General features: G+C 68.7%; 19 protein-coding genes and 1 other RNA gene. 6 read left to right on the top strand and 14 right to left on the bottom strand.

Annotated features, from left to right (window positions below; all coding sequences use genetic code 11):
* Positions 1–8: 8 nt before the first annotated feature.
* The 8 genes from ABD093_RS02815 to ABD093_RS02780 form a co-directional block, all read right to left on the bottom strand.
* Positions 9–1,664, bottom strand: a complete 1,656-nt coding sequence (locus tag ABD093_RS02815) for an ABC transporter substrate-binding protein (RefSeq protein WP_343922285.1) — start codon at positions 1,662–1,664, stop codon at positions 9–11.
* On the bottom strand, positions 1,661–2,545 hold the full coding sequence (locus tag ABD093_RS02810; protein WP_343922283.1) for a GNAT family N-acetyltransferase: 885 nt from the start codon (positions 2,543–2,545) through the stop codon (positions 1,661–1,663). The genes ABD093_RS02815 and ABD093_RS02810 overlap by 4 nt, the downstream gene beginning before the upstream one ends.
* Positions 2,546–2,601: 56 nt before the next feature.
* A complete protein-coding gene (locus ABD093_RS02805) occupies positions 2,602–3,777 on the bottom strand; it encodes an exo-beta-N-acetylmuramidase NamZ family protein (protein ID WP_343922281.1) in 1,176 nt (391 codons plus the stop codon).
* A gap of 304 nt (positions 3,778–4,081) precedes the next feature.
* Entirely contained in the window at positions 4,082–5,119 is a 1,038-nt protein-coding gene (locus ABD093_RS02800; RefSeq protein WP_343922279.1) for a D-glucuronyl C5-epimerase family protein, read from the bottom strand.
* A gap of 133 nt (positions 5,120–5,252) precedes the next feature.
* Complete coding sequence (locus ABD093_RS02795; protein ID WP_343922277.1) at positions 5,253–6,710, bottom strand: NAD-dependent malic enzyme; 1,458 nt, start codon at positions 6,708–6,710, stop codon at positions 5,253–5,255.
* Between the two features lie 173 nt (positions 6,711–6,883).
* Complete coding sequence (locus tag ABD093_RS02790) at positions 6,884–7,486, bottom strand: hypothetical protein (protein ID WP_343922275.1); 603 nt, start codon at positions 7,484–7,486, stop codon at positions 6,884–6,886.
* A 491-nt stretch (positions 7,487–7,977) separates the two neighbouring features.
* A complete protein-coding gene (gene hrpA, locus ABD093_RS02785; RefSeq protein ID WP_343922273.1) occupies positions 7,978–11,865 on the bottom strand; it encodes an ATP-dependent RNA helicase HrpA in 3,888 nt (1,295 codons plus the stop codon).
* A 93-nt stretch (positions 11,866–11,958) separates the two neighbouring features.
* Positions 11,959–12,573, bottom strand: a complete 615-nt coding sequence (locus tag ABD093_RS02780; protein WP_343922271.1) for a M23 family metallopeptidase — start codon at positions 12,571–12,573, stop codon at positions 11,959–11,961.
* A 291-nt stretch (positions 12,574–12,864) separates the two neighbouring features.
* Here ABD093_RS02780 and tdh point away from each other — a divergent pair, with 291 nt between their 5' ends.
* The 3 genes from tdh to ABD093_RS02765 all read left to right on the top strand — a co-directional run bounded on the left by tdh (position 12,865) and on the right by ABD093_RS02765 (position 16,067).
* The gene (gene tdh / locus ABD093_RS02775; protein WP_343922321.1) at positions 12,865–13,929 is read left to right on the top strand and encodes an L-threonine 3-dehydrogenase; all 1,065 of its coding nucleotides are present in this window, start codon (positions 12,865–12,867) and stop codon (positions 13,927–13,929) included.
* Between the two features lie 109 nt (positions 13,930–14,038).
* Positions 14,039–15,253 (top strand): glycine C-acetyltransferase, encoded by a 1,215-nt coding sequence (locus ABD093_RS02770; protein ID WP_343922269.1) that lies wholly within the window; start codon positions 14,039–14,041, stop codon positions 15,251–15,253.
* 166 nt (positions 15,254–15,419) lie between these two features.
* Entirely contained in the window at positions 15,420–16,067 is a 648-nt protein-coding gene (locus ABD093_RS02765) for a hypothetical protein (RefSeq protein ID WP_193118311.1), read from the top strand.
* 34 nt (positions 16,068–16,101) lie between these two features.
* On the opposite strand, the gene ABD093_RS02760 is transcribed toward ABD093_RS02765, so the two are convergent.
* Positions 16,102–17,238 (bottom strand): phosphotransferase, encoded by a 1,137-nt coding sequence (locus ABD093_RS02760; RefSeq protein ID WP_343922266.1) that lies wholly within the window; start codon positions 17,236–17,238, stop codon positions 16,102–16,104.
* A 197-nt stretch (positions 17,239–17,435) separates the two neighbouring features.
* Here ABD093_RS02760 and ABD093_RS02755 point away from each other — a divergent pair, with 197 nt between their 5' ends.
* Complete coding sequence (locus ABD093_RS02755; protein WP_193118312.1) at positions 17,436–18,305, top strand: sugar phosphate isomerase/epimerase family protein; 870 nt, start codon at positions 17,436–17,438, stop codon at positions 18,303–18,305.
* A gap of 227 nt (positions 18,306–18,532) precedes the next feature.
* On the top strand, positions 18,533–20,563 hold the full coding sequence (locus ABD093_RS02750) for a glycoside hydrolase family 3 protein (RefSeq protein WP_343922264.1): 2,031 nt from the start codon (positions 18,533–18,535) through the stop codon (positions 20,561–20,563).
* A 119-nt stretch (positions 20,564–20,682) separates the two neighbouring features.
* Here the strand turns inward: ABD093_RS02750 and ssrA are convergent.
* Positions 20,683–21,053, bottom strand: a transfer-messenger RNA (tmRNA) gene (gene ssrA, locus ABD093_RS02745).
* Positions 21,054–21,286: 233 nt separating this feature from the next.
* Here ssrA and ABD093_RS02740 point away from each other — a divergent pair.
* Entirely contained in the window at positions 21,287–21,850 is a 564-nt protein-coding gene (locus tag ABD093_RS02740; RefSeq protein ID WP_343922262.1) for a tetratricopeptide repeat protein, read from the top strand.
* An 11-nt stretch (positions 21,851–21,861) separates the two neighbouring features.
* On the opposite strand, the gene smpB is transcribed toward ABD093_RS02740, so the two are convergent.
* The 4 genes from smpB to ftsE all read right to left on the bottom strand — a co-directional run bounded on the left by smpB (position 21,862) and on the right by ftsE (position 25,766).
* Positions 21,862–22,368, bottom strand: a complete 507-nt coding sequence (gene smpB / locus ABD093_RS02735; RefSeq protein ID WP_193118384.1) for an SsrA-binding protein SmpB — start codon at positions 22,366–22,368, stop codon at positions 21,862–21,864.
* Between the two features lie 220 nt (positions 22,369–22,588).
* Positions 22,589–23,929 (bottom strand): M23 family metallopeptidase, encoded by a 1,341-nt coding sequence (locus ABD093_RS02730; protein ID WP_343922259.1) that lies wholly within the window; start codon positions 23,927–23,929, stop codon positions 22,589–22,591.
* A gap of 2 nt (positions 23,930–23,931) precedes the next feature.
* Entirely contained in the window at positions 23,932–24,849 is a 918-nt protein-coding gene (gene ftsX / locus ABD093_RS02725) for a permease-like cell division protein FtsX (protein WP_193118386.1), read from the bottom strand.
* On the bottom strand, positions 24,846–25,766 hold the full coding sequence (ftsE, locus tag ABD093_RS02720) for a cell division ATP-binding protein FtsE (RefSeq protein WP_193118387.1): 921 nt from the start codon (positions 25,764–25,766) through the stop codon (positions 24,846–24,848). Before ftsE ends, ftsX begins: the two co-directional genes overlap by 4 nt.
* Between the last annotated feature and the right edge of the window lie 136 nt (positions 25,767–25,902).

Here is a 25,902-nt window from a genome sequence, read left to right as displayed (position 1 = left end):
GGCCTCCGTCAGCTCGCGGTCCGGGACAGTCGACGCAGGATGATTAGCCGGTCCGGGCCGTTCACAGGCGATCCGAGTGCGTAGGGGTTCTCCTCGGAAGGGAACCCCGTCCAGTACTTGGTGTTGTAGTTGAACCAGTTCGGGGCAGTGATGATCGGGATCGCGGGCAGCTTGTCGACGACGATCCGCTGCAATCCGTCGATCGCGACCGACTGCTCCGCCTCGTCCTCGGTGCTGGCGAAGGCGTTCAGCAGTTCATCGGTCTCCTCGTCGTACCAGCGCTGGAAGTTCGCGAACACCCTGCCGTCCTCATCGGGCGCGTGCCGCGAGGACAGCATCGATCGGTACATGAACCACGGGCCCTGGCCTGCGGCGACGATGGAGAGGGTGACGTCGAAGTTGCCCATGTCCCGGTTCTCGGTCCACGCCTCGAAGGACACACCCTGGGGAGTGAACTCGATCCCGATCCGTCGCAGCTGCTCGTCGAGCACCTGGGTGGCGATCACCCAGTCGTTGTAATCCGAAGGGATCTGTAACGAGAAGGACAGCGGGGTCCCATCCGGAGCGGCCCGGACACCGTCCGACCCTCGTTCATAGCCCGCCTCGTCGAGAACCCGCTCCGCCTCGTCCGGGTCGAAGACGAACTCCCGATCGCGGAGATCCTCCCGGATGAACTCCTCGAAGGTCGGGCGGGGTAGTGCCGTCGGATGAGGAACATCGACGTACCCGAGCATGGCGATGTCGGAGAGCTCCTGGCGGTCGATGGCCAGGCTGATCCCGCGGCGCAGCTCGAGGTCCTGCCAGAGCTCCTTCTCGAGGTCAAAGGTCAGATTGAAGACGCCGTTGCCCGGATACCAGTGCCCACGGTGCTCCGGATCCTTCTCCACGAAGATCTTGTCGATGTTCGCGATGAAGTCACCCGCCCAGTCGATGTCACCCGCCTGCATCGCCGTCGCCATGGTCTGGCTCGTATAAGAAGGCCAGGCGAGATGCTTCGCGGCGAACTCCTCGGCAATCCAGTGGCTGTCATTGCGCACGAACGTGTAAAGCTGATCGGAGAATCTGTCGAGCGTGTAAGGGCCGGTCCCGATAGGCACCTCGACCTGCTCCGCTGCGGGATCTTCGAAGGCGGAGAAAATGTGCTCCGGGACGATGGGGAGGGCTCCGATCGTCGCCTCCTGGGCGAATGTCGTGGTCTCGAACGTGATCTCCACCGTCATCGAGTCCACCGCGACAACGTCGACTATCGAGAGGGCAGCCGTGTTGGCTGCGGGGAAGTCCCTCATCATGAGGAATGTGAAGACGACGTCCTCGGCGTCGAAGGGCTCGCCGTCTGTCCACATGACACCGTCGCGCAGGGCGGCGGTGAGCATGGTCCCGTCCTCGTTCCAGGTGAAGGTCTTGGCCAGCCATTGCTCGGGATTCTCGATGTCCATCGCCGTGACCACTTGCAGGGGCTCATAGATAAGCCCGCTCGCACCCTGCAGAGCCTGCCCTGAATAGGGATTGAAGTTGGGCTGGAACAAGGTGGTATCGGACGCCTTGATCCGGACAGGCCGGTCCTCGTCCGAGACGGTCTCGCCCCCGCAGCCTGCGAGTGCGGTCGCTCCTGTAGCGCCGACTGAGCCGAGCATCAGTGCTCGGCGGGTGACCTCTGGTGTCATCGGGTGATTCCTTCCTGGCTGCGGGTCACGTCGACGTGGCCCGTGGGCAGTGCGTAGGGGGTGAAGGTGCGCAGGGGCGTGAAGCCGCGTGAGGTGTAGAGACGGTGCGCCGGGCTGCCGGGGCCGGTCCATTGGAACCAGGCGTGGGCCAGGCCCTCCCCTGCCATCCGGTGCAGGGCGGCGTCCAGCAGTGCGCCGCCGGCCCCGTGGCCGCGTGAGACGGGGGCCACCCCGAAGGGCCCGAACCGTGCAGGATCGCGGCCGACGACGCCCCAGCAGGCGAAGCCGAGCAGCTCCCCGGAGGAGGCGTGGGCGAGCAGGATCCGGCCGAGTATGCCGCCGCCCTCCACGTAGCGACTCAAGGTCTCGGTCCACTCCTGGTCGAGGTGCTCGCTCACCATGGAGAGCAGCGAGCCCAGGTCCTCGAGCGTGCAGGTCCGGACAGCTGTTGCGGACTTCCCGGAGCCCGAGCCGAGATCGTGGAGGGTGCGATGCATGGACAGCGCCCGCCCGAGGGGCCGGGCACCCTGTGCCTCGAGGAAGGCAGCAGCCCCCGGGTCAGCCTCCACGTCCACCCCGGGGGCGGCGTAACCGTACGGACGCCCACTGATCTGTACGGTGTCGACGCCACGGCGGCGAGCAGCTTCAGCAGCCGCGGTCAGAAGAGCCGTGCCGATGCCTCGTCGGCGCTGTGAAGGATCCACGGCGCCGCTGACGATCCAGGCCGCTCCCCCGCCGGCCGCGACATCGACATGGACGTACCCGGCCGGGCCGTTCCCCGTCTCGACGATGATCACGTCGGTGCCCTCATCCTGGTCCAGCTTGAGCAGATCACGCAGTCGGTCGACGCTGAGGACGGCGGTTGCGGAGCTGGTGCTCAAGGCGCTCAACGCGGCGAGGTCTCCGGGGCGCAGCCCGTCGCGGAGCCGGAACCCCGTCATCCGAGGAGCTCGATCGGGGCCGGGGACGCAGCGAGGATCTCCTCGAAGCTCGCGCCGTCCGCGATGCCCTCGCGCAGCACGGAGGACCCCCACAGCAGGTCGATGAACTCCGGCCGCCCAGGAGCGGGCTCCCGCCATAGCGGCTGGTCCGGGTAGAGGGCGGCGACGGTCGCGATGATCGCGTGGCCTACGCGCAACGGGTCGAAGTTCTCGAGGGGCGCCTCAGGCCCAGCGAGCCCAGCGGCTCCTGCCGAACCCACAGATCCTTCCTGCGCGGCCGGGTGCACCTGGACTCCGTGAACGCGCTCACCGGCGAAAGTGCTGTGGGTGGGCCGGTAGTTCGCCTCCCGGAAGCGCACCCCTGGCAGCTCGAGCTCACGCAGGTGCGCGGTGAGCTCGGGGCCGCACCACGGGGCCCCGAACAGCTCGAAGGGACGAGTGGTGCCACGCCCTTCGCTCAGCGCCGTGCCCTCGAGAAGCCCGGTCCCGGGATACAGCGCGACCGTGGTCAGCGTCGGCATGTTGGGCGAAGGGGCGACCCACGGAGCGGCGCCGTCAACCCCGGGGGCCTCGATGATCTGGAGGTCCAGCGTCTCGTCGAGGTGGCCGGCAGCGATCGTGCGAGCAATGTCCCCGAGCCGTGCCCCGTGGCGCAGCGGGACTCCGAGACGGCCGACGAAGCTCGCGCAGCTCGGGTCGACCCCGGGGCCGAGCACCGTCGTGGCCAGAGGTGCAGGCCTGTCGAGCACGGTGACGGGCAGACCGAGCCGGGCGCAGGCGCCCATCACGTCGACCATGCTCCACATGTACGTGTAGAAGCGACACCCGATGTCCTGCAGATCGACGACGACACGATCGACACCTGCATCGGCGAGCAGCGGCTCCAGGGCCTCGCTGTCCAGCCCATAGGCATCGAGCACGGGCAGGCCTGTAGCTCGGTCCCTGTCCTCGTCCTGGCCGTCCCCCGCCTGCCCTGTCCCCCAGTAGCCATGCTCCGGGGAGATCAGACAGCGCACGTCGACCCCGGCATCCACCAGGGCATCCACCCCTCGCGAGAGATCAGAGGTCACCGCGGCGAAGTGCGTCAGCAGACCGGCCCGTCCCCCACGGACGAGTGCGGGATCGGTGAGCAGGAGATCGAGCCCCGTGATCGGGTGTGATGCGAACGACATGTAATCACGCTACACACTTCGTGGCGATTACGTAACCCGCTTACGCAATCTACTCCTCCGCAGCTCGGCCAGAGCACCCCATCTCCGCAGAGACGAGCCCGGACGTCGTGCGCGCCTCCTGGGAGGGGCGCCGGTCCGGGCCAGCCCATCCCGGCTCCGGCGGCCGAGAAGATCGGGAGCTGGTGTGGAAAGCGCGGGCGGTCAGCGCGCAGGGTCACCCGCGAATTCGCTGACGGGCGCAGCGTCGACCGCCGCATGAGATCTGATGAGAACTGCGACAGAACAATTCCCTGATGTCGCATCGCTACTCAGCACTCGAGTCTTCAGCAAGGAGATCCGCCTGGGCCCTCAACTGCTCATCGCCACAAAAATCTGCTGTCCTTCGCAGGATCGACACCACACCGTTGTGATAACTCTCAGGATTGAACCAGACAACATGGCTCCAGGGGCTCAACCCGTACAAGGAGGGGTTTCCCGGAGCTCGGTAGTCCTCGAACGATTCGATCAGCGAGGAGATAGCACGGCCCAGAATCTTGCCGGCGTACCGATCCTCCGTCACGCGGAGATAATCGTAGACGCCCCACATGGCATAGACGTTCCCGTTCACCACGCTCGACAGCTGATCCGGGTTCCGGGAGGGGTACTCCTCGAATGTCGTGAACCTGCGGTCGTCCCGATCAACGAAGGAGACGAACCAAGGGCCCTCGTTCGCCTCGTCGCCGTTTCGATAGTGGCGGAACGAGTTGAAGACGAGGTGCGCGTGATCCAGCCACTCCTGCTCACCGGTGACCTCGTACAAGCGGACAAGATGAGACAACATCATCCCTTGCGCCATGCCGGAGTACCACGGAGGACCATTCTCGAGACCGCCCGGGCGATGCTCGAAGTGGTAGGGGAACCACGTGGAGACGTCCGTCTTGCTCTCGCCCACCTCCCGCGGGAGCTCGTGCTCCTCCGCTCCGTCGAGCAAGTGCTGGGTAGTGTTCAACACGGATTCCAGTCGGGCCTTATCGCCATCAGCCTCGTAGCTGTGCAACTGTGGGAACAGGTACCAGCAGGCATCTACGGGATGATAGACGCGGGAACCTGCATATTCCGTGATGACGATTCCATCGGAATCGATGTCCTTCTTCGGCGGATAGGTGCCCTCGTACGTGATGACGTAGGGCGAGGCGAGATCGAGGTTGAACTCGAGATCTCGCTCGACCCAATTCGGTCCGAGCGGCCACCTGCTCGCCAGACCTGCCCCTCCCACCGCTCCCACACCTACGCCCAAGAGCCCCACAGCGGCCATGCCACGGAGCGCGTTACGGCGGCGAACCAGAGCAATACCTTTTTGCATACGGCTAGCCTAATCGAGCTTCGTGGGTGTCCAGGCACGACGGTGGCGCCTGGGCAGGATCCAGCAACCTCATGGGCGGTGGCGAACACGGATCCGGTGTTCGCCCCCGCCCAGTGGTGCTGGACCGGGCCGATCACCCTTCGAGGGTGATCTCGTCCGCGTAGATCGCGGGCATCGCACCGGTGATCGTGTCGATCGTCCCGGCATCCTCCCGTGCGACCTGCTCGACGGCCGCGGCCACCGCCTTCGTGACGCCCTCGTGGAAGACGCTCGGCACGATGTAGGTGGGGTTGAGCTCCTCGGTGGAGACGACGTCGGCCAGCGCCTTCGCGGCCGCCAGCAGCATCCGATCGGTGACACGGGTCGCGTGGGCATCGAGCAGCCCGCGGAAGACGCCCGGGAACGCCAGCACGTTGTTGATCTGGTTGGCGAAGTCGCTGCGCCCGGTGGCGACGACCTCGGCGTACTTGGCGGCCTCGGCCGGATCGATCTCCGGGGTGGGGTTCGCCATCGCGAACACGATGGATCGCTCGGCCATCGTCGAGACGTCATCGGCGGTGAGGATGTCCCCGGCGCTGACACCGATGAACACATCGGCCCCGGCCACCGCATCGTGGAGCGTGCCGGTCAGCTCACGCGGGTTGGTGACCTCGGCGATCCAGGGCAGGCGGCCCTCGAGCTGCTCGCGCCCCTCGTGGACGATCCCGTCGATGTCGGTGACGATGACGTCGCGAGCGCCGGCGGCGCGCAGCAGCCGCAGGATCGCCGTCCCGGCCGCCCCGGCGCCGGAGAGCACGATCCGCGCTGTGGAGATGTCCTTCTCCACCACGCGCAGGGCGTTGCGCAGCGCGGCGACGACGACGATCGCCGTGCCGTGCTGATCGTCATGGAAGACGGGGATGTCCAGCTCGGCGCGCAGCCGGTCCTCGATCTCGAAGCAGCGGGGCGCCGAGATGTCCTCGAGGTTGATGCCGGCGAACACCGGGGCGATCGCCTTGACGTGGGAGACGATGTCGTCGACCGAGTGGGCGTCCAGGCAGATCGGGAAGGCGTCGATGTTGGCGAAGCGCTTGAAGAGGGCGGCCTTGCCCTCCATCACCGGCATCGCGGCGAGCGGGCCGAGATCGCCCAGTCCCAGGATCGCGGAGCCGTCCGAGACCACGGCGACGGTGTTGCGCTTGATGGTCAGGCGGCGGGCATCCTCGGGGTTCTCGGCGATCGCCTTGACCACGCGGGCGACGCCCGGGGTGTAGATCATCGAGAGGTCGTCACGGTGGCGGATCGGCAGCTTGGACTCGACGGTGAGCTTGCCGCCGAGGTGGGCGAGGAAGGTGCGGTCCGAGACCTTCCCGAGCTCGACCCCCTCGACCTGCTTGAGGTCGTCGACGACCTCGATGGCGTGATCGTGACCCGCGGTGAGGACGGTGATATCAGCGCGCATCCGCTCGGGCCCGGAGGCCGAGACATCGAGCGCGGTGACCGTGGCCCCGCGTTTCTCGATCCTGCTGGTGATGTCGCTGACCGCGGCGGATCGCGCCGCGAACTCGAGTCGGATCGTGATGGAGTAACTCACAGATGGCAACGGTGACATGGGCTCAGCGTAACGACGTCACGTGGTCTGTGGGGGCGCGCCGCTCCGACGCTCACCGGACATCCACATCACTCCTGGCCCCACGACCGGGGACACCGCCGTGCCGAGGCACGGCCCCTCCTCCGTGACAGACGGCGTCGTGCCGTCGCTGAGCAGCTCGGTCCTGGTCCCGATCAGTCGGTGAAGGCGTCCACGTCGGCGGCGTGGCGCTGCCAGAGGAGTCGCGCGTTGGCGACCTGTTCGGCATAGCGGTCCGGGAAGGCGGAGGACTGCACGGTCTGCGCCGCGGTGCCCGGATCCCAGGATTCGGGATCCGCGACCAGCTGGGTGAGGCCCGCGTTCTGCGAATGCTCGGACAGCCCGAGGAAGGCGTCGACCGCCTTCTTCTTGTGGCGCACCTCGGCGGCCGTTCCCCAGCCCATCGACGGGCGCTGCTGGAACAGGCCGCCCGAATCGGCGTCCACGGCAGGATCGTAGTTGTACAGCCAGGACTCCACGATCGCCGTGATCAGCGTGATCACCGCGGCGGACTCTCCGAGACCATGCCCCTTGCACACAGCGATGATGAACCGGGCGTTGTCGACCTGCCAGTCGTCCATGTCGTCGACCAGGAAGCCCTCGCGAGTCTCCGGGCGGGTCATGAACTCCTCGGTCCATTCCTCGTCGGCGGCGCTGGCAGGGGCGATCGTCGCCACCGAGGTGGCGGCCGCGAGGCCGAGCGCGCCGGCGAGCAGGAGCCGACGACGGGTGAGCGGAGCGGTCAGGGAGTCAGCCATGGAGCAGAGGTCCTTACACGGTGCGGGAGCAGGGGGAGCCGCCCGGTTCGCTCCGGGCCGTGCCAACGTAACGAGATGATCACGGCGCGTGAAGGGCCTGGTCCGGAGCACGGGGCGAGAACGGCATCGGTCTTTTCATCGCCTTGACCTGAACCCGACCTGCGCTGTGACCGTGGGTTCGGGGCATCGCTCCTGGTCGTCGCCGCGCATCGGGCGTCGGGCCGGAATTCCGACTCCGCCGGGCCGACCGCACCGAGAGGAGTTGTAAAAGTTCTGCACTGTGACCGCGGGGACAGCCCCGGCGTGCCGCGCACCACGCTCTGTGCTGACGCCGAGGCACATGCCGGACCGCACCGGGACGTCCCGGGAACACGCAGCGGCGCCCCGGGGACGCGCAACGGCGACACGCAGCGGCGCCCCGGGCACGCGGACCCACCGACGGGCACACCGCCCACGACCCGGCCCACGGAGTGCGGCACGGCCTCCGGAGTTCAGCCGAGGTCGGCGATCGCCTTGCGGATGCGCTTGTCGGAGACCGTCTGCTTCGTACCCAGGGTCTGTGCGAACAGGCTGACCCGGAACTCCTCGATCAGCCAGTCGATCTCCCGGGCCGCCGGCTCGGCACGGCGCCGTGCGGACAGCTTCGCCTTCGCGGTGGCCCAGTGCTGCTCGAGGTCGCGGATCTGCCAGGCGAGCTGCTCGTCGCGGCGCGGGTTCTCGGGCAGCTTGTCCAGCCGCATCGCGTCGGCCTCGAGGTAGCGGCGCAGGTCGGGCAGGTGGTCGATGCCCGTGCGGGAGATGAACCCGTTCCCGAGCAGGGAGGCGGCGTGCTCCTTGATCTGCGTGAGGTGGGACAGCACCGCGAGCGACGGGGCCCTCCCCAGCTCCTTGGCCAGCTTCGCGTTGACCGCGAGCGCGGCGGCGGCGTCCTTCACCGCCTGCGCGGCGACCTGGTCGTGGCGTGCACGGACCGTCGCCGCGAGCGCGTCGTACTCCGCCCGCGTGCGCACCTGGGCCGAGCCGGCCAGGTGCACGGTCGCCGCCCGGGAGGCATCTGCGAGCAGGGCCGCCGTGGACCCGTAGTCCGATCCGGCGACCGCGAGCTTGGTCGGATTGGGCAGGGCGTTGAGCACGGTGGAGAGATCGGAGCCGAGATCGCGGTCGAGCAGGGCGATCACGCCCTGCGGATGGGCGAGAGCCTGCTCGTCGGCGGTCGCGAGCACGGCGAGGTCCACCCTCTCCAGCCGGCCGTCGGCGCCTCGGCGCGCGACCAGCGAGGGATAGCCGGTGACCTTCAGCCCGCCCACCGTGGATTCATGGATCATCGCCACGCCGTCCTCGGGGAACCCGGGAACGTCCTTCCGGGCGAGGCCGTCGGCCTGCGCGGTGACCGAGGCGTCCACCCTCTTCTTCAGCCGGTCCTTGAGCGTCTCCAGGCCGTCCCCGGAGCCGATCTCGCGGCCCTTGTCGTCGACCACCCGGAAATGCATCCGCAGGTGGGCGGGGAGCTTCGCCGTGTCGAACTCGGCGCCGTAGAGCTGCAGATCGTCCGGGACGCCGGGCAGGGCCACGAGCTCGTCGGCGACCGCCTCGAGGAAGGCCTCCCCGGCGTCGGGGTCGTCGTCGTGCAGCGTCGCGGCGACCGACTTCGCGCGGTCCGGCGCGGGAACCAGGTGCCGGCGGATCGTCTTGGGCAACGAGCGGATCAGCTCGGTGACCAGCTCCTCGCGCATTCCGGGGACCAGCCAGTCGAAGCCGCGGTCCTGCAGGCGGTTCAGGACCGCGAGCGGGATCGTGGCGGTGACCCCGTCGGTGCCCTTCGCGCCCACGTCCCCGAAGGAGTAGCTCAGCGGCAGCGTGATGTCGCCCTGCACCCAGGTGTCGGGGAAGTCCGCCTCGATCGCCTCGGCCACGCCCTCATCGGCAGCCAGCAGATCCTTCTCGGTGAGGGTGAGCAGGTCCGGCGTCTGGTGGCGCTGCTTCTTCCACCAGCTGTCGAAGTGGGCGCCGGAGACGACCTCGGTGGGGATCCGCTCGTCGTAGAAGCGGAAGAGCTGCTCGTCGGAGATCAGCAGATCCCGGCGCCGGGTCTTCGCCTCGAGCTCCTCGAGCTCGGTGATCAGGGCGCGGTTGTCCCGGAAGAAGTGGTGGCGGGTGCGCCAGTCGCCCTCGATCAGGGCCTTCTGGAGGAAGATCTCGCGGGCGGCCGGGGGGTCGATGCGTCCGTAGCCGACCACGCGGTCCGCGACGATCGGCACCCCGTAGAGGGTGACCTTCTCGTGCGCCATGGCGCTGGCCTGCTTCGAGGACCAGTGCGGCGCGGAGTGGGAGCGCTTGACCACATGCGCGCCGGTCTCCTCCGCCCAGGCCGGGTCGATGCGGGCCGCAGTGCGGCCCCAGAGCCGTGAGGTCTCCACCAGCTCGGCGACCATCACGTAATCAGGGCGCTTCTTGGCCAGCGCCGATCCGGGCCACAGCGCGAAACGGGCGCCGCGGGCGCCGGAGTACTCGCGGGTGCGGTCGTCCTGCAGACCGACGTGGGAGAGCAGGCCGGACAGCAGCGCCTGGTGGATCGCCTGCGGGGAGGCCTCGCTGTCGTTGCGCGAGAGGTCCGAGTCCTTGGCCATGTCCTTGAGCTGGGAGTGCAGATCCCACCACTCCCGGATCCGCAGGTAGTGCAGGTGCTCGGAGCGCACCTCGCGGCGGAACGCGGAGTTAGACAGGGCCTTGCGGCGCTCCTGGAGATGGTTCCAGAGGTTGAGGTAGGCGAGGAAGTCGCTGGTCTCGTCCTCGAAGCGCTTGTGCTTCTCCTTGGCCTGCTGCTCCTGGCCCAGCGGCCGTTCGCGCGGGTCCTGGATGGACATCGCCGCGACGATGATCAGCACCTCGCGCAGCGCACCGAGGCGATGCGCCTCGATGAGCATGCGTGCCATGCGGGGGTCCAGCGGGAAGCGGGCCAGCGCGGTGCCGACGCGGGTGAGGCGGCGGCCGCCGGGCTCGCCCGGAGCGGCCTCGATCGCCCCGAGCTCGTCGAGCAGGCGCACACCGTCGGTGATGGCACGCGAGGCGGGCGGCTCCACGAAGGGGAAGGACTCCACGTCCCCCAGCCCCAGCGAGGTCATCAGCAGCACCACGGAGGCGAGCGAGGTGCGCAGGATCTCCGGTTCGGTGAACTCGGGCCTGCCCTCGAAGTCCTCCTCGGAGAACAGCCGGATCGCGATGCCGGCGGAGGTTCGCCCGGAGCGTCCTGAGCGCTGGTTCGCGCTGGCCTGCGAGATCGGTTCGATCGGCAGGCGCTGCACCTTGGTGCGCTGGGAGTAGCGGGAGATGCGGGCGAGGCCGGCGTCGATGACATAGGCGATGCCGGGGACGGTCAGCGACGTCTCGGCGACGTTCGTGGACAGGATGATCCGGCGATAGGTGCCGGACGGGGGCGGGCTGAAGATCTTCTGCTGATCCTGGGCGGAGAGACGGCCGAACAGCGGCAGCACCTCCACCGGCAGCGCCGTGCGGCCCCTGCGTCCCTGCTCGAGATGGGCGGTGAGCGCCTCCGAGATCTCGCGGATCTCCCGCTCCCCGGGGAGGAAGACGAGCATGTCCCCGGGGCCTTCGGCGGCGAGCTCGTCGACCGCCTCCGTGATCGCCTGGGTGAGATCGCGCTCGACGGAGTGGATGTCCTCGAGCTCGTCGTCCTCCTCGACCTCCGCCTCGAGCACGAGCGGGCGGTAGCGGATCTCGACCGGATAGGTACGACCGGAGACCTCGATGATCGGGGCGCTCTTCCGCTCGCCGGAGGGCAACCTCCGACCGAAATGCTCGGCGAAACGTTCGGGATCGATCGTCGCCGAGGTGATGATGATCTTCAGGTCCGGTCGCTGCGGCAGGATCTGACGGAGGTAGCCGAGGATCACGTCGATGTTCAGGGACCGCTCGTGGGCCTCGTCGATGATGATCGCGTCGTAGCGCTTCAGCAGCCTGTCGCGACCGATCTCGGCGAGCAGGATGCCGTCGGTCATGAGCTTCAGCCGGGTGCCGCGGCCGGTCTCGCGGGTGAAGCGCACCTGGAAGCCGACGGTCCCCTCCCCCAGTTTCTCGCCGAGCTCGCTCGCGATGCGCTGGGCGACGGAGCGGGCGGCGATCCGCCGGGGCTGGGTGTGGCCGATCAGCCGATTCTTCTGCCCGTACCCGAGCTCGAGCAGCATCTTGGGGATCTGGGTGGTCTTGCCCGAGCCGGTGGCGCCGGCGATCACGACGACCTGGTTCTCGCGGATCGCCTCCATGATGTCCTCGCGGCGCCCGGAGACGGGCAGCTCGGCGGGATAGGAGATCCTCGGGCCGGAGGGCACGGTCTGCTCCGGAACGGAGGGGCGATCAGTCATGGTGCACCACTCTAAGCGGCACCCGCCGCGCCGTGCCTCGCAATATCGTCCGCGGGCACGTCGCGAGGCCAGGACGTGATCGAGGTGGCGCCCTCACCCCGCATCGATCACGGACCCGTTGCGGGGCAGCCCGGAGGGCAGCACGACGGGGACCGGCTCGGCCGAGGACGCATCGGCGCTGGTCATCGCCTGCAGGTGCACGTGCGGCTCCATGCTGTTGCCCGAGTTCCCGCACTCCCCGAGCTCCTGGCCGACCTGGACCCGCTCCCCGCTGCGCACACGGAGCGAGCCGTGGCGCAGGTGGCACAGGGCGACGAACTCCCCGCCCGTGGTGCGGAGGATCACGTGGTTCCCGGCCAGGGCCTCCCATCCTCCGGCCGCCCGCCGTCGCTGCGTGAGGGCATAGCCGACAGAGGGCAGCCCGCGATGCGCCGGGTGGTCCGGCGAGCTGCCATGCGCTGCGACGACCACCCCGGCGACGGGCGCGAGCACCGTGCGGCCGAAGCCGGGGAAACGGTGGGCGGGCTCGGGGCGCAGCAGGGACCGCAGGCCGAACGGCGCCGTGCGACCGTCTGGCCCCACGGGGACCAGATCGATCGCCTGCGCGGTGGCGAAGAGCGTGGTGCCGTGGCTGGGCACCCGATCCGCCGGGGAGTTGCGCACGCTCCAGAGGCCGGTACCGGGATGGGCGAGCTCCAGTGCTGCCATATCCGCTCCTGGGAGTCGAGGGGCTGTGTCGAGGGGCTGTGTCGAGGGGCTGTGTCGAGGGGCTGTGTCGAGGGGCTGTGTCGAGGGGCTGTGCCGGAGAGCCGTGCCGGAGAGCTGTGCGGCTCCGGCGTCCGTGCTCTCGGTCACGAGGCGTGTTCATGCTCGCAGACGGACGGACCGAGCACGAGGGCGAGCCCACGGCATCGGCTGATCCGAGCCATCCACCCGTCTACCATCGGGGGCGGGCCTGCCGCCGCGGCCCGACGACCGACGAGGAGTTCTGCCGCGATGATGCGTGCACTGCGCAAGACCGAGCCCGGTCCCGGGCTGACCCTGACCGAGGTCCCCGAACCGGCCTGCGGGCCCTGGGACGTGAAGATCCGGGTCCTGCGTGCCGGGATCTGCGGCACCGACCTGCACATCCTGGGCTGGGACGATTCCGCGGAGGCGATGTGCGACACGGTCCCCTTCACCCCCGGCCACGAGTTCTACGGCGAGGTCGTCGAGGCGGGTTCCGAGGTCCCCGACGCTCGCATCGGCGACCGGGTCTCCGGCGAGGGGCATGTCGTGTGCGGGGTGTGCCGCAACTGCCGTGCCGGCCGCAAGCAGATGTGCATCCGCACCCGCAGCGTCGGCGTGCAGCGCGACGGGGCCTTCGCCGAATACGTCGTGATCCCCCATCTGAACGTGTGGGTGCACGAGCACGACAGCCGCACCGAGGTGATCACCCCGGAGCTGGGCGCGTTGTTCGACCCCTTCGGCAACGCCGTCCATACGGCGCTGAAGTTCCCCCTCGTCGGGGAGGACGTGCTGATCACCGGCGCCGGACCGATCGGGCTGATGGCCGCCGCCGTGGCGCGGCATGCCGGGGCGCGCTATGTCGCGATCACCGATGTCCACGAGCATCGCCTGGAGATGGCCCGAGCCGGCGGTGTGGATCTCGCCCTGAACGTCGCCACCACCACGATGACCCAGGCGCAGCGCGAGCTCGGCATGAAGGAGGGCTTCGACGTGGGACTGGAGATCTCCGGCCAGGCCAGCGCCCTGCAGGAGATGATCTCGAACATGAACCACGGCGGCAGGATCGCCCTGCTCGGCCTGCCGGCCCGCCACTTCGAGCTGGACTGGACCACCGTCATCACCCACATGCTCACCCTGCAGGGCATCTACGGCCGGGAGATGTACGAGACCTGGAACGCGATGAGCGCCATGATCTCCACCAGCCCGCTGCTGCGCGAACGGGTGCTCGCCACCGTCTCCGACGTCGTCCCGGCCTCGCAATGGGAGTCGGCCTACGAGATCGCCCGCTCCGGCCGTGGCGGCAAGGTCCTGCTGGACTGGGAGACCATCGGCTGAACGCCGGTCCTCCGCTCTGCCCGCACCTGCACCTGCACCTGCACCCGTACCTGCGCACATACCTACGTCACCACCCCCTCATCCCTCGCACTTCGATGGAAGGACCACCGTGTACACGGACCTCAAGGACCAGCTGACCGCCGAGCTCGCCGAGATCGAGCAGGCCGGCACCTTCAAGCACGAACGGGTCATCTCGACCCCGCAGAGCAACCGCATCACCGCCGGGCCGCTGGGCCGCGACGGGGCGGAGGTGCTGAACTTCTGCGCCAACAACTATCTCGGGCTGGCCGATCATCCGGATCTGCTCGCCGCGGCGAAGAAGGCGCTGGACGAGCGCGGCTTCGGCATGGCGTCGGTGCGGTTCATCTGCGGCACCCAGGATCTGCACCTCGAGCTCGAGCGGGCCGTCTCCACCTTCCTCGGCACCGAGGAGACGATCCTGTTCTCGTCCTGCTTCGACGCCAACGGCGCGGTGTTCGAGCCGCTGTTCGGCACGCAGGACGCGATCATCTCCGATGCACTGAACCATGCCTCGCTCATCGACGGGATCCGCCTGTCCAAGGCAGCCCGGTACCGCTACCGCAATGCCGATCTCGAGGACCTGCGCACCCAGCTGGACGCGACCAGGGACCAGAACGACGGGGCGGGTGCCCGGCGCACGATCATCGTCACCGACGGCGTGTTCTCCATGGACGGCTATCTCGCTCCCCTCGACGGCATCTGCGATCTCGCCGACGAATACGGCGCCCTGGTGCTGGTGGACGACTCCCACGCCGTCGGCTTCATGGGCGCCACCGGCGCCGGGACCCCCGAGCACTTCGGCGTCTCGAACCGCGTGGACCTCTACACCGGAACCTTCGGCAAGGCGCTGGGTGGGGCGAGCGGCGGGTACGTCTCCGGGCGCCGCGAGATCGTCGCGATGCTGCGCCAGAAGGGCCGCCCCTACCTGTTCTCCAACTCCCTGGCCCCCTCGATCGTCGCCGCCACCCTGGCGGCGCTCGACCTGGTCGCCGGCAGCGCCGAGCTGCGCGCGACCCTGTTCCGCAACGCGGAGCTGTTCCGCCGCCGGATGAGCGAGGAGGGCTTCGATCTGCTGGACGGCGAGCACGCGATCGTGCCCGTGATGTTCGGCGATGCCGCGCTCGCCGGTCGCATCGCGGACGCCATGCTCGACCACGGCGTGTTCGTCACCGCCTTCTCCTATCCCGTGGTCCCCCAGGGCAAGGCCCGCATCCGCGTGCAGCTCTCCGCCGCCCACACGGAGGCAGACGTCGAGGCCGCGGTCCAGGCCTTCATCGCCTCACGCGCAGCTGTTCAGGGCTGAGACCCGACAGCTCGACGGGTCGGCGGGCAGTCGGCTCGGCGGGTCACCAGGTCCCCTGGTGACTGGGGCTCTGCGGCACTGGGGAGGAACGGTCACGTCCCCGCGTGACCTGCACGATGTGCATGCACCGGCTCCCGTCGAGGGGCGATGGCGGAGGATCCCGGTCATGATCTATCGCCTCGGATTCTGGACAGGGCCGGTGCCGGCCGACGACGAATCGGCCTGCGCCGACCTCCACACGCGGATCTATGCCGCGGAGCACAGGAGGCAGGCCACCGGGTGCAAGCCGCCTCCGGTGCCCGAGGTGCGCCGCTTCGTCGACGCCGTGCTGGCCGAGCTGCCGGAGAGCGCCGAGGACCCGGCAGGGGCCGGGGACCTCGGCAGCGGCGAGTCGCTGGCGAGCGTCCGCGATCCGGCAGACCTGGGGAAAGAGGCGCCCGCGGAGGAGGAGGCGTGCCCGTGGGGCTCCGGCGACGTCGCCGGCACCGCCACGGCGGAGGTCTTCCTGCCTCGTCTGCGGGGCCCGCACCGACGGGCGATCGCCCTCCTCACCCAGATCGCCCATGAGCACGGCCTGCACGGCTTCGACCTGGCAGCTCACCGGATGTTGAGCATGGCGGACGCGTACTGGGTCGACGAGGTGCCGTCGACCGATGCGATCCTCGGGGTCGACCCCTCCACGGTCCTCGCCGATCTGTCGGCGTCCCGGGAGAGGATCTGCCGGGGTCCGGAGCTCGCCCGTCGACGACTGGCGAGTGCCCCGGCCGCGCTCGAGGAGAACATTGCCGGCACTGTCCTCGACGCCGCCTCCTGACCGTGGACCGGCGGAACGCTCTCGGGCGATCAGCTCAGCCGGCGCGCTCGCCCAGCAGTCGGCGCCCGGATCGGCCCAGCGGATGATCCGGCCCATAGGCCCCGTGCAGGGAGAGCGCCATACGGGTCCCCCAGGCGCCTGCGCGCCGTATCAGCGCGTCCCATACCCCGTCGTCCTCGATCCCCGGCCAGCTCGCCGCGGCCCGGTAGTCACCGAGCACCTCGGCCGAGGGGTCATGCAGGAGCAGAGCCCCCAGGTCGCTCGCGGGGTCACCGGTCGTGGCATCTCCCCAGTCGATCAAGGCGGAACGGCCTGGGCCGGCGGGCACGACCACATTCCCCGGATGGGGGTCGCCATGCAGCAGCCGGTCCTCGTGGCTCCACACCGGCGCCATGATCCCCTGTTCCCACTGGGCGAGGGCCCGTCGACGCTGCCCGGGGCCGAGGTCCGCGCGTCCGAGGTCTGCGGCGAAGGCATCGGCCCGCGCGGCGAGGGGGACGCCGCGCACCGGATTGCGTTCGATCGGCGGCGCCGGCAGAGAGTGCACCTGCCCGAGCATGCGCGCCAGCTCCCGTGCGACGGCGGCGCGTCCTGCGTCATCCGCTGCGGCAGCTGTCACCCCCTGGATCCATGGGATCACCATGGCATCAGGGCCGGTCGCGAGGGGTCTCGGGAACTGCATCGTCAGTTCGGCGCCCTGCGTCGCGAGGAAGCGCAGCACGACCAGCTCCCGTGACAGCAGCGCCCGTGCGCTGGCTCGCCGGGCCACTCGTGCCACCAGCGTCCGCCCGTCCAGCTCGCCCACCGGCCACAGCACGTTGTCCCAGCCCTCGCCGAGGGGCCGGGTGCCGACGGTCCAGGTGCATCGTGCCCAGGGAATCCCTGATTCCGGGATCCAGCGCTCCGCGATCCGTCGGACCCGCGTGATGTCGACGGGGAGGTCGGCAGGAGGAGGCGCCGGAGCGACCTCTGCGACCTTCATCCGCTCCGGGGACCAGGACCTCCGCTCGTCGACCGCCGCATCGAGCTGTGCTCCGGCCTCGATCTCCCCCGCGTTGGACTCTCGCCCGTCTGGCGCTCCGGTATCGGGCGCTCCAGTATCGGGCTTTCCGGTATCGGGCGTTCCGGTATCGGGCGTTCCTGCGTCGGCCGCTCCATCAGTTCTGGACATCGCCCCAGGGTACGAGGCCCGGCGAGGACACACGCCGCAGGCCACCGCAGCCTCAGCGGCACGCCGGTCCTCGAGAGGCAACCTTCGGCAAACCTCGAAGGACTCCCTCACCGCTGGATACGGTGAGGGGCACGCGACGGGGCAGGACGATCCTGCTCCTCGGGCGACGCAGCCCGGATCGACCCCAGGAGGTTCGCATGGCACGGATCGGCATCCAGCTCATGATGCTCAAGGAGCACGTCGCGGAGGAGGGGATCCTCCCCGTCCTCCAGCGGGTCAAGGACACCGGATTCGACGTCGTCGAGGTCTCCCAGATCCCGATGACCGAGGAGAACGTGGCCGGGATGGTCACCGCGCGTCAGGATCTCGGCATCGAGTACGCCGCCATCTCCGCGAAGACCTCGGCCCCCGCGGACAGCGAGGAGCTCACTCTCGAGAAGGACTTCGATCTGCATGTCGAGCATGCTCGACGACTGGGAACCGATCTGATCCGCATCGGGATGATGCCGATGAGCGCGATGGCATCCCAGGAGGCGTTCGACGCCTTCGCTCTCGAGGCCGATGGCTATGCCCGCCGGATGGCGGAGGCCAGCCTGCAGCTGAGCTACCACAACCACCACATCGAGTTCGCGAAGCTCGGAGGGGTCACCCTGCTGGACCAGCTGCGGGAGAAGGCCCCGAACCTGCGGTACGAGATCGACTGCCACTGGGTGCAGCGCGGCGGCAAGGACCCCGAGCGCACGCTCGCCGAGTTCGACGGGATCCTCGATCTCGTGCATCTCAAGGACTACCGGATCGTCATGCCCCCGGCGGAGGTTCTCGATGCCGCCGCAGGAGGGGACCGCTCGGCCTTCGGGGAGTACTGGGGCGGCGGGATCGTGCAGTTCGCCGAGGTGGGCGAGGGCACCCTGGAGTGGAAGCGGGTCATCGACCAGGGCATCGCCTCCGGCGCCCGCTACCTGCTCATCGAGCAGGACCAGACCTACGGACGAGACATCTTCGAGTCCCTCGCGATGAGCCGGCAGCACCTGGTCACCCTGGGATTCGAGCCCCTCATCACCGGCTGAGCGCGGCTCCTCGATCACCGCGCGGTCCTGCCCGCTGGTGGCCGTCGGACGCCCCACACCTCCTGCCGCGAGCCCCCGGCCACCGTCACCGCCCTCCCGCACGCCCTCGCGCCCGCACGCCCGCGCTCATTCACCCACTCACCCACTCACCCACTCACCCACTTACGCCCGTACACACGTACGTGCACCGCACGCCCGCCCGTGCGCGCCCGCCGACAGGAGCATCCATGGCACAGCAGGTCCCCCTCGCCACCCGCGTCAAGCAGATCATCGAGGTCGACGGTCTGCGCTTCCGGGACCTCGACGGCGACGGCGCGCTCACCCCGTTCGAGGACTGGCGGCTGGGCCCTGCCGAGCGCGCCGCGGATCTCGTCTCGAGGATGTCGCCGGAGGAGAAGATCGGCCTGATGGTCATCAGCTCCAGGCCGATGGGCATCTCCCAGCACAACCCGGAGTTCACCAGCCACGACGGAGTGCTCGATGAGCAGTACCTGCCGATCAAGCTCGATCCGCACACCAGCGCAGGCATCCCCTTCGAGGGCACCACGCAGATGATCGAGTCGCTGCACATGCGGCATTTCATCCTGCGCGAGGAGCCCACGGGCTCCCGGATCGCGACCTGGATCAACACAATGAACGAGGTCGCCGAGGGGACCCGCTGGGGCATCCCGGTGGTGGTCGCCGCGAACTCGAAGAACGAAGCCGGCGGCTTCAAGATGGGCGGCACCCCGCAGGACCAGCCGTTCGCCCAGTGGCCGGGCACGCTCGGTCTCGCGGCGACCGGCTCGATCGAGCTCATCGAGTCCTTCGCCGAGCATTCGCGCGCCGAGTGGGTCGCCTCGGGTCTGCGCAAGGGCTACATGTACATGGCCGATGTGTTCACCGATCCGCGGTGGTTCCGCGGCCAGGGGACCTTCGGGGAGGACCCGGAGTTCGTGGCGACGGCGATGTCGGCGATCGTGCGCGGCTTCCAGGGCGAGGCGGGTCCGTCGGCCGACGGCGTGGCCCTGACCACGAAGCACTTCCCCGGTGGCGGCGCCCGCGAGAACGGCACCGATCCCCATTACGCCGAGGGCAGCCTGAACATCTACCCCACCCCGGGGTCGCTCGAGCAGTACCACCTGCCGCCGTTCCAGGCGGCGATCGACGCCGGCACCTCCTCGATCATGCCGTACTACGCGATCCCCTCGGACGAGAAGTCCTCGACCCCGCAGGGACGGCTCACGGAGTTCGAGCAGGTCGGCTTCGCCTTCAACCGCGAGGTGCTCGACCTGCTGCGCACCATGGGCCACCGCGGCTACATCAACTCCGATTCCGGGGTGCTCTCGAAGATGGCCTGGGGCGTCGAGGAGCTCACCACGGCGCAGCGGGTGGGCCGGGCCGTCATGGCGGGCACCGACATGTTCGCCGACACCAATGACATCGCCTCCGTGCGGGAGGCCTTCGTGAGCGGCCACTTCACCTCCGAGCGGCTCGACGAGGCGGCACAGCTGCTGCTCGAGGAGCTCTTCGCGCTCGGCCTGTTCGAGAATCCGTACGCGGACCCCGAGGAGGCGGACAGGGTGGTCGCGAGCGCCGAGGCGACCGCCGCAGCGGCGGAGGCGCACCGCCGTTCGGTGGTGCTCGCCAAGAATCATGACGCGACCTTGCCGCTGCGACCCGACTCCCTCGCCGGGAAGACGGTCTACGTCGAGCTGATGGAGCAGGGCATCACGGTCAAGACGCTGGACGCGCTGCGCGGCCGCCTCGAGCAGGCGCACCCCGAGGTCGAGTTCACCACCGACTTCCGCCGCGCGGACGTCGCGATCGTGCTCATGAAGCCCTTCGTGGGCGCGTACTTCGAGTTCGTGGGGATCGCCGATCTCGCGATCGACGACCACTCGCACGTGGACATCGCCAAGGTGCACCAGATCCGGGAGAGCGTCGACACGATGGTCATAGGGCTGAACGCCATGTACCCGTGGCTGCTCGATGTGATCGAGCCGCTGGCGGACGGCCTGCTCATCGGGTTCGAGTCCGACGACGCGACGATGGTCGACGCGGTGCTCGGCGGCTACGCGCCCAGCGGACGCCTCCCGATCACCTTCCCGATCGATGCCGGGGCGATCGCGGTCGACGAGGACGGTCGCTGCTCCTCCCCCAATGATGTGCCCGGCTATGCCAAGGAGCGGCACATGGACGGGCGTCCCTACGTCTACGTGGACGTCGACGGGAACCGCTACGAGCTCGGACACGGCCTGACGTACGACGTCGCCTGACCGTCCCGCGGGCTTCCCGGCCGGCAGACAGGCCGGGGAGCCCACTGGTCCCGGGCACGCAAAAGGCCCCCTCGCCTACGCATCAGCGCAGGCGAGGGGGCCTTGTGCAGTGAGTGCAATGGTGGAGCCGGCGGGAATCGAACCCGCGTCCGATAGTGCGGAGCCAGGGCTTCTCCGGGCGCAGTCCGTATTAGCGTTTTCTCAGTCCCGACGTTCGCACGGACACGTCGTCGACGGACTCAGTCACTCTGAGGTGTTCATCCTTCCCCGATGACGAGGGTCGGCAGCAGTGGCTTCTTAGATGATGGAACGATCCGGGTCAGAAGCAAGCCCGGGGTTCCAGACTGCTATCGCTGATCAGGCAGCGAGAGCGAAGTCAGTGCGCTTGGTTTCGGCACTTATTGGTTTCCAGAGGACATTAACGAGATGACTCTGGGTTCTCGGCCCGCTTCCCCTTGCTGGACAACTACCGTCGAAACCGATCGGCCCCCAGCGTGGGTATGCAGCAGATATCGACGATCCTGAGGGATCGTCCTTGCACTCACTCTTCAGTTGTCAAACACCCACGAACGACGGGCGAACCCGTGCGTCGTCCTCGACTCTACCGCGACAGCCCCACGAACAGAAGCGAATATCCGTCAGCTCACGGTGAACGCCCTGTTCCGGGCTCTGGCCTGGTCAGCCCACCCCACTGCCCGCCATGACAGATGGCATGATGTGGGGATGGTCGGATTCTCCGCTGCAGGCGTGCAGGTCACCCTGGACGATGACACTCTGCGCGAGATCGTCGAGGATCCCGACGCGCTGAGCCGGTGGTGCGCGCAGAATCCGGAGGATCCCCGGAGCGTCGCCTACCTGCGCATGCTGGGGCGGCTCGACGAGGCGGCGATCGCCGCTCGCAGGTCCCTGGAGCAGGCGGAGCACTCGGCACTGGTACGCGCGGTGCGGCGCACCCGTTACGCCCATGTCCTGCAGTGGCAGGGTGCCTTCACCTCGGCCGAGGAGCAGTTCGACCTGGCAGCCGAGGAGACCGGGCTCGAGGACCCGACCTCGCCGTCCTCGCTGGCGCTGCTGGCCTCCGTCTTCCAGCACCGCGCGAAGTGCCGGTTCGACCATGCCCTCGCCGCGCAGGAAGCTGGGTCCCCCAGGACCGCGGCCTCACTGTGGGACAGCGCCCTCGAGGATGCTCGCAGGGCGCTGGTCATGCGGGAGAGCCTCGGCGAGAACGACGAGAGCGTCCTGGACTCGAGCAGACAGACCCTGGCACGGCTCGAGCGCAGGAGCTGACCGCGCGCGACTCAGACCAGTTCGCGCTGACGGATCGCGCGCTGGGTCTCCCGCAGGTCCTGCTTCTCGCGCAGGGTCTGACGCTTGTCCCATTCCTTCTTGCCGCGCGCCAGGCCGATGACGACCTTCGCATGCGATCCGAGGAAATAGATCTCCAGCGGCACGATCGTGAAGCCCTTCTCGCGGGACTTGCTCGCGAGCTTCTCGATCTCCGACTTGTGCAGGAGCAGCTTGCGCTTGCGCCGCGCAGCGTGGTTCGTCCAGGTGCCCTTCACATAGGGCGCGATGTGCACGGCATCCATCCACACCTCACGGCCCTCGACGAAGCAGTACCCGTCGATCAGGGACGCACCGCGATCTCGCAGCGACTTCACCTCGGTGCCGGTGAGCACGATGCCCGCCTCCCAGGTCGCGTCGATGTAATAGTCGTGACGCGCGCGCTTGTTCGAGGCGATGAGCTTCTTCGCAGGACCGTCCTCCGGGGCGGCCTTCTTCGCCGCCGACTTCTTCGCCGCCATGGGGTCCCTCCGCTCCGCAGTGGTTCTGCTGCTCGTGTGCAGGCCGGGCTCATGCCACGGCCGATGTCCCAGCTTACGCCGTGGTCACCGGGGCAGGCGAGCGAATATGTCCTGCTCGACGCTCCTGGCACCAGGCCCGGCCCGTTCCGTCCCGTCCCATTCCGTCCCGGCCCGGCGAGTGCGGGATCAGAGATCGGTGGGGACCGGCGGAAGGTGGGTATCAGATGTAGTTGGTCGGGTTGACGGAGTTGCCGTCTTCCTGGATCTCGAAGTGGAGATGGCAACCGGTCGAGGAGCCCGTCGTCCCCACGTAGCCGACGGGGTCGCCGGCGGAGACCTGCGCGCCCACCGGGGCCGCGTAGCCCTGGAGGTGGTGGTACGAGCTCGTGATGAGCTTGCCGTTCTGGATGCCGTGGCTGAGGATCAGCTTGTTGCCGGCGCCGCTGTTGTAGGTGTGCGCGAGGACACGACCGGAGTGTGCGGCACCCACCGGGACCCCGCAGGCCACCGGGAAATCGACCCCGGCATGCAGCTTCCGGGTGTGGTAGATCGGGTGGTACCGCCAGCCGAAGTTGGAGTTCAGGCGGGCATTGACCGGGTAGACCCATCCCCCGCTCGAGCTCGAGGAGCCGCCCCCGCCGCCGTTGGGAGCCGGTGCCGGCGCCGGCTTGGGCTTGTCCTTCTTGGCCTGCTCCGCCTCTTCGCGCTCACGCTCCTGCTGGGCGAGCTCCTGGATCTCCTCGTCGAGGGTCGAGCTGCGGCTCTCCAGGCTCTCCTCGTCCTCCTCGTAGGTGGCCTTCTTGGCCTCGAGGTCGTCCCGCTGGGTCTGCTGCGTGGCGTAGAGGTCGTCGAGGTCCTGCTTCGCGGTCGCCGCGGCATCCTCGGCCGCAGCGGTGCGATCCACGGCGTCCTCGGCGTCGGCCTTGAGGGCGTCGATCTCCTCCCGGACAGCGGTGAGACGGTCGGCGGAGTTCTCTGTGACGGCCTGATCAGAGCGCAGGGTGTCCAGCCTGCTGCCCTGGGACTCGAGCGTGAGCTGGTAGTTCATAGACCGGTCCACGGTGTCCTGCGGGGATCCGCCACCGATGTAGACGCTCGACGGGCTGGGCATCCCGCCGCCCTTGTAGGCATCCATCGCGATCTGCGAGAGCTCTTCGTCGCTGCTGTCCACCTCGTCCCGGCCGCTCTCGACCTGGCCGGAGAGCAGCTCCTCCTCGTCCTGCGCCGCGGTGAGCCGCTCGCCGATCTCCCGGTCGTTCTCCTGCGCGGCCTCGAGCTCGGCCTGGGCGTCCTCGAGGTCCTGCTGGGCCTGCGGGATGAGGAGCTCGGTCTCGGCCAGCGCCATGTAGGTGTCCGCGAGGTCGTCGTTGACTCCGCCGAGGTCGATGCGCAGATCCTCGAGCTGCTGGTCGATGGTGGCCCGCTCCGAGATCTTCTGATCCTTGTCCCCGTCGGCCGTCGCCGGCGAGAGGGGCCCGGCCACCATCGTGGTCAGCACCAACATCGCCGTGGCGGCGATGGCCAGCGGCCGGTGCAGGACGCTCGGAGATCTCAGGGACATGGTCACACCTTCAGGTAACGGTTCAGGGAGACCACCGAGGAGGCGATCGAGAGGAAGGCACCCAGGAGGATCAGCACGGGCGCCGCCCAGAGGAGGTCGGCGACCCCGACGGTGATCAGCTGCCCGCCGAGGGTGGGCTCGAGCCACCCCTGCACAATGTAGTGCAGTCCCATCCAGAGCATCCCCGAGGCGATCACCCCGCCGATGATCGCGGCGACCGCCCCCTCGAGCAGGAACGGCAGGCGGATGAAGAGGTTGGACGCGCCGACCAGCCGCATGATCGCGATCTCGCGGCGGCGACCCGCCACGGACATCCGGATGGTGGTCGCCACCAGGAGCAGGGCGGCGATGAGCATCAGCACGGCGAGGCCGAGGGCGAACAGCGTGGACTGGTTGAGCACGTCGATGAACGGCGCGAAGGTGCTGAGCAGGTCGGAGACCTCGTCGACCCCTTCCCGGCCCTGGAAGAACTCGACCACCGCAGCGGATTCATCGGCGTTCTTCAGCGTGATGTGGAAGGAGACGGGCATGTCCTCGGCGGTGAAGTTCGAGACGAACCCCTCCCCCGCGAACTGCTCCTGGTAGATCGCGAGCGCCTCCTCCTGGGAGCGTTCCTCGTAGGACGCGATGTACGGGGAGAGCACGTCGCCCTCGAGCGCCTGCTGCACCGAGTCGATCTGGGCGTCGGTCGCCGCCCCACCCGCGCACGAGGCCGCGGTCGAATGCGGTGAGCACAGGAAGATCGTCACCTGGGACTGCTCGACCAGGGTGTCCTTCATATCCATGATCTGCTTCTGCATCAGCAGACCGGCCCCCACGAAGGTCAGGGACACCGCGGTGACGATGACGACCGAGATGACCATCGCGACGTTCCGCCACAGTCCGGTCAGGATCTCGCCGAGGATGTACCGCGCTCTCATCGCAGACCCTCCTCGTCCTCGTCCTCGGAGAACGCGTCCTCCTCCTGGGCGAGACGCGCCTCCCGTTCGTCGATCAGCTCCTCCTCGAGGACATCCGAGGCGGGCTCGTCCTCCCGGGCGGAGACGTCCTGCCCGGCGCCGGACCCGTCTCGGCTCTCGACATCGTCCAGCGGGTGCTCCTCGCGGTGGGCCGAATCATCGGGCAGGTTCCCGGAGATGACGCTGAGCGCGCCTTCCGTCTCGTAGCGGCCGTCCTGCTCGTCCCGGACCACCTTGCCGCCGACCATCTCGACGACGCGGCGGCGCATCCTGTCCACGGCTGATTGGTCGTGGGTGGCCATGACCACGGTGGTTCCGCGTTCGTTGATCTCGGAGAGCAGCTCGAGGATCCCTTCGGCCGTGGACGGGTCGAGGTTTCCCGTCGGCTCGTCCGCCAGCAGGATCGTGGGCCGGTTGACGTAGGCGCGGGCGATGGCCACACGCTGCTGCTCGCCGCCGGAGAGCTCATGAGGGAGCCGCTTGCCCTTGTCCTCGAGCCCGACCATCTCGAGCATCTCGGGCACCAGGCGCCGCACCACCTTGCGAGGGGTGCCGATCACCGCGAGGGCGAACTCGATGTTCTGATAGGCCGTCTTGGACGGCAGCAGTCGGAAGTCCTGGAAGACCATGCCGATGTCGCGGCGCAGCGCAGGGACGCGCCACGACGGGATGCGGGAGAGATCGCGGCCGGCGACGTACACGGTGCCGCGGGTGGGGGCGACCTCCTTGAGCACCATGCGCATCATGGTGGACTTGCCGGAGCCGGAGGCTCCGACGAGGAACACGAACTCCCCACGGGAGAACTCGATGTCGAGATTCTCCACCGCGGGGTGCTGGCCTCGCATGTACGTCTTGGTGACGTTGTCGAAACGGATCACGGGTGCCTGTTCGCATCGGGGAAGTCGTGCGTTCCCAGCGTAGGGGCGATACCGCGCGATTCTCTGGAGGAGCACTCCCCGACCTGGTCAAAACCTGGTCAAGGCCGAGTGCCGATGCTCACGTCGACATGCCGGG

The organism is Brachybacterium tyrofermentans (assembly GCF_039526165.1).
GTDB lineage: Bacteria > Actinomycetota > Actinomycetes > Actinomycetales > Dermabacteraceae > Brachybacterium > Brachybacterium tyrofermentans.
This window is presented reverse-complemented; position numbering and strand designations above follow the sequence as displayed.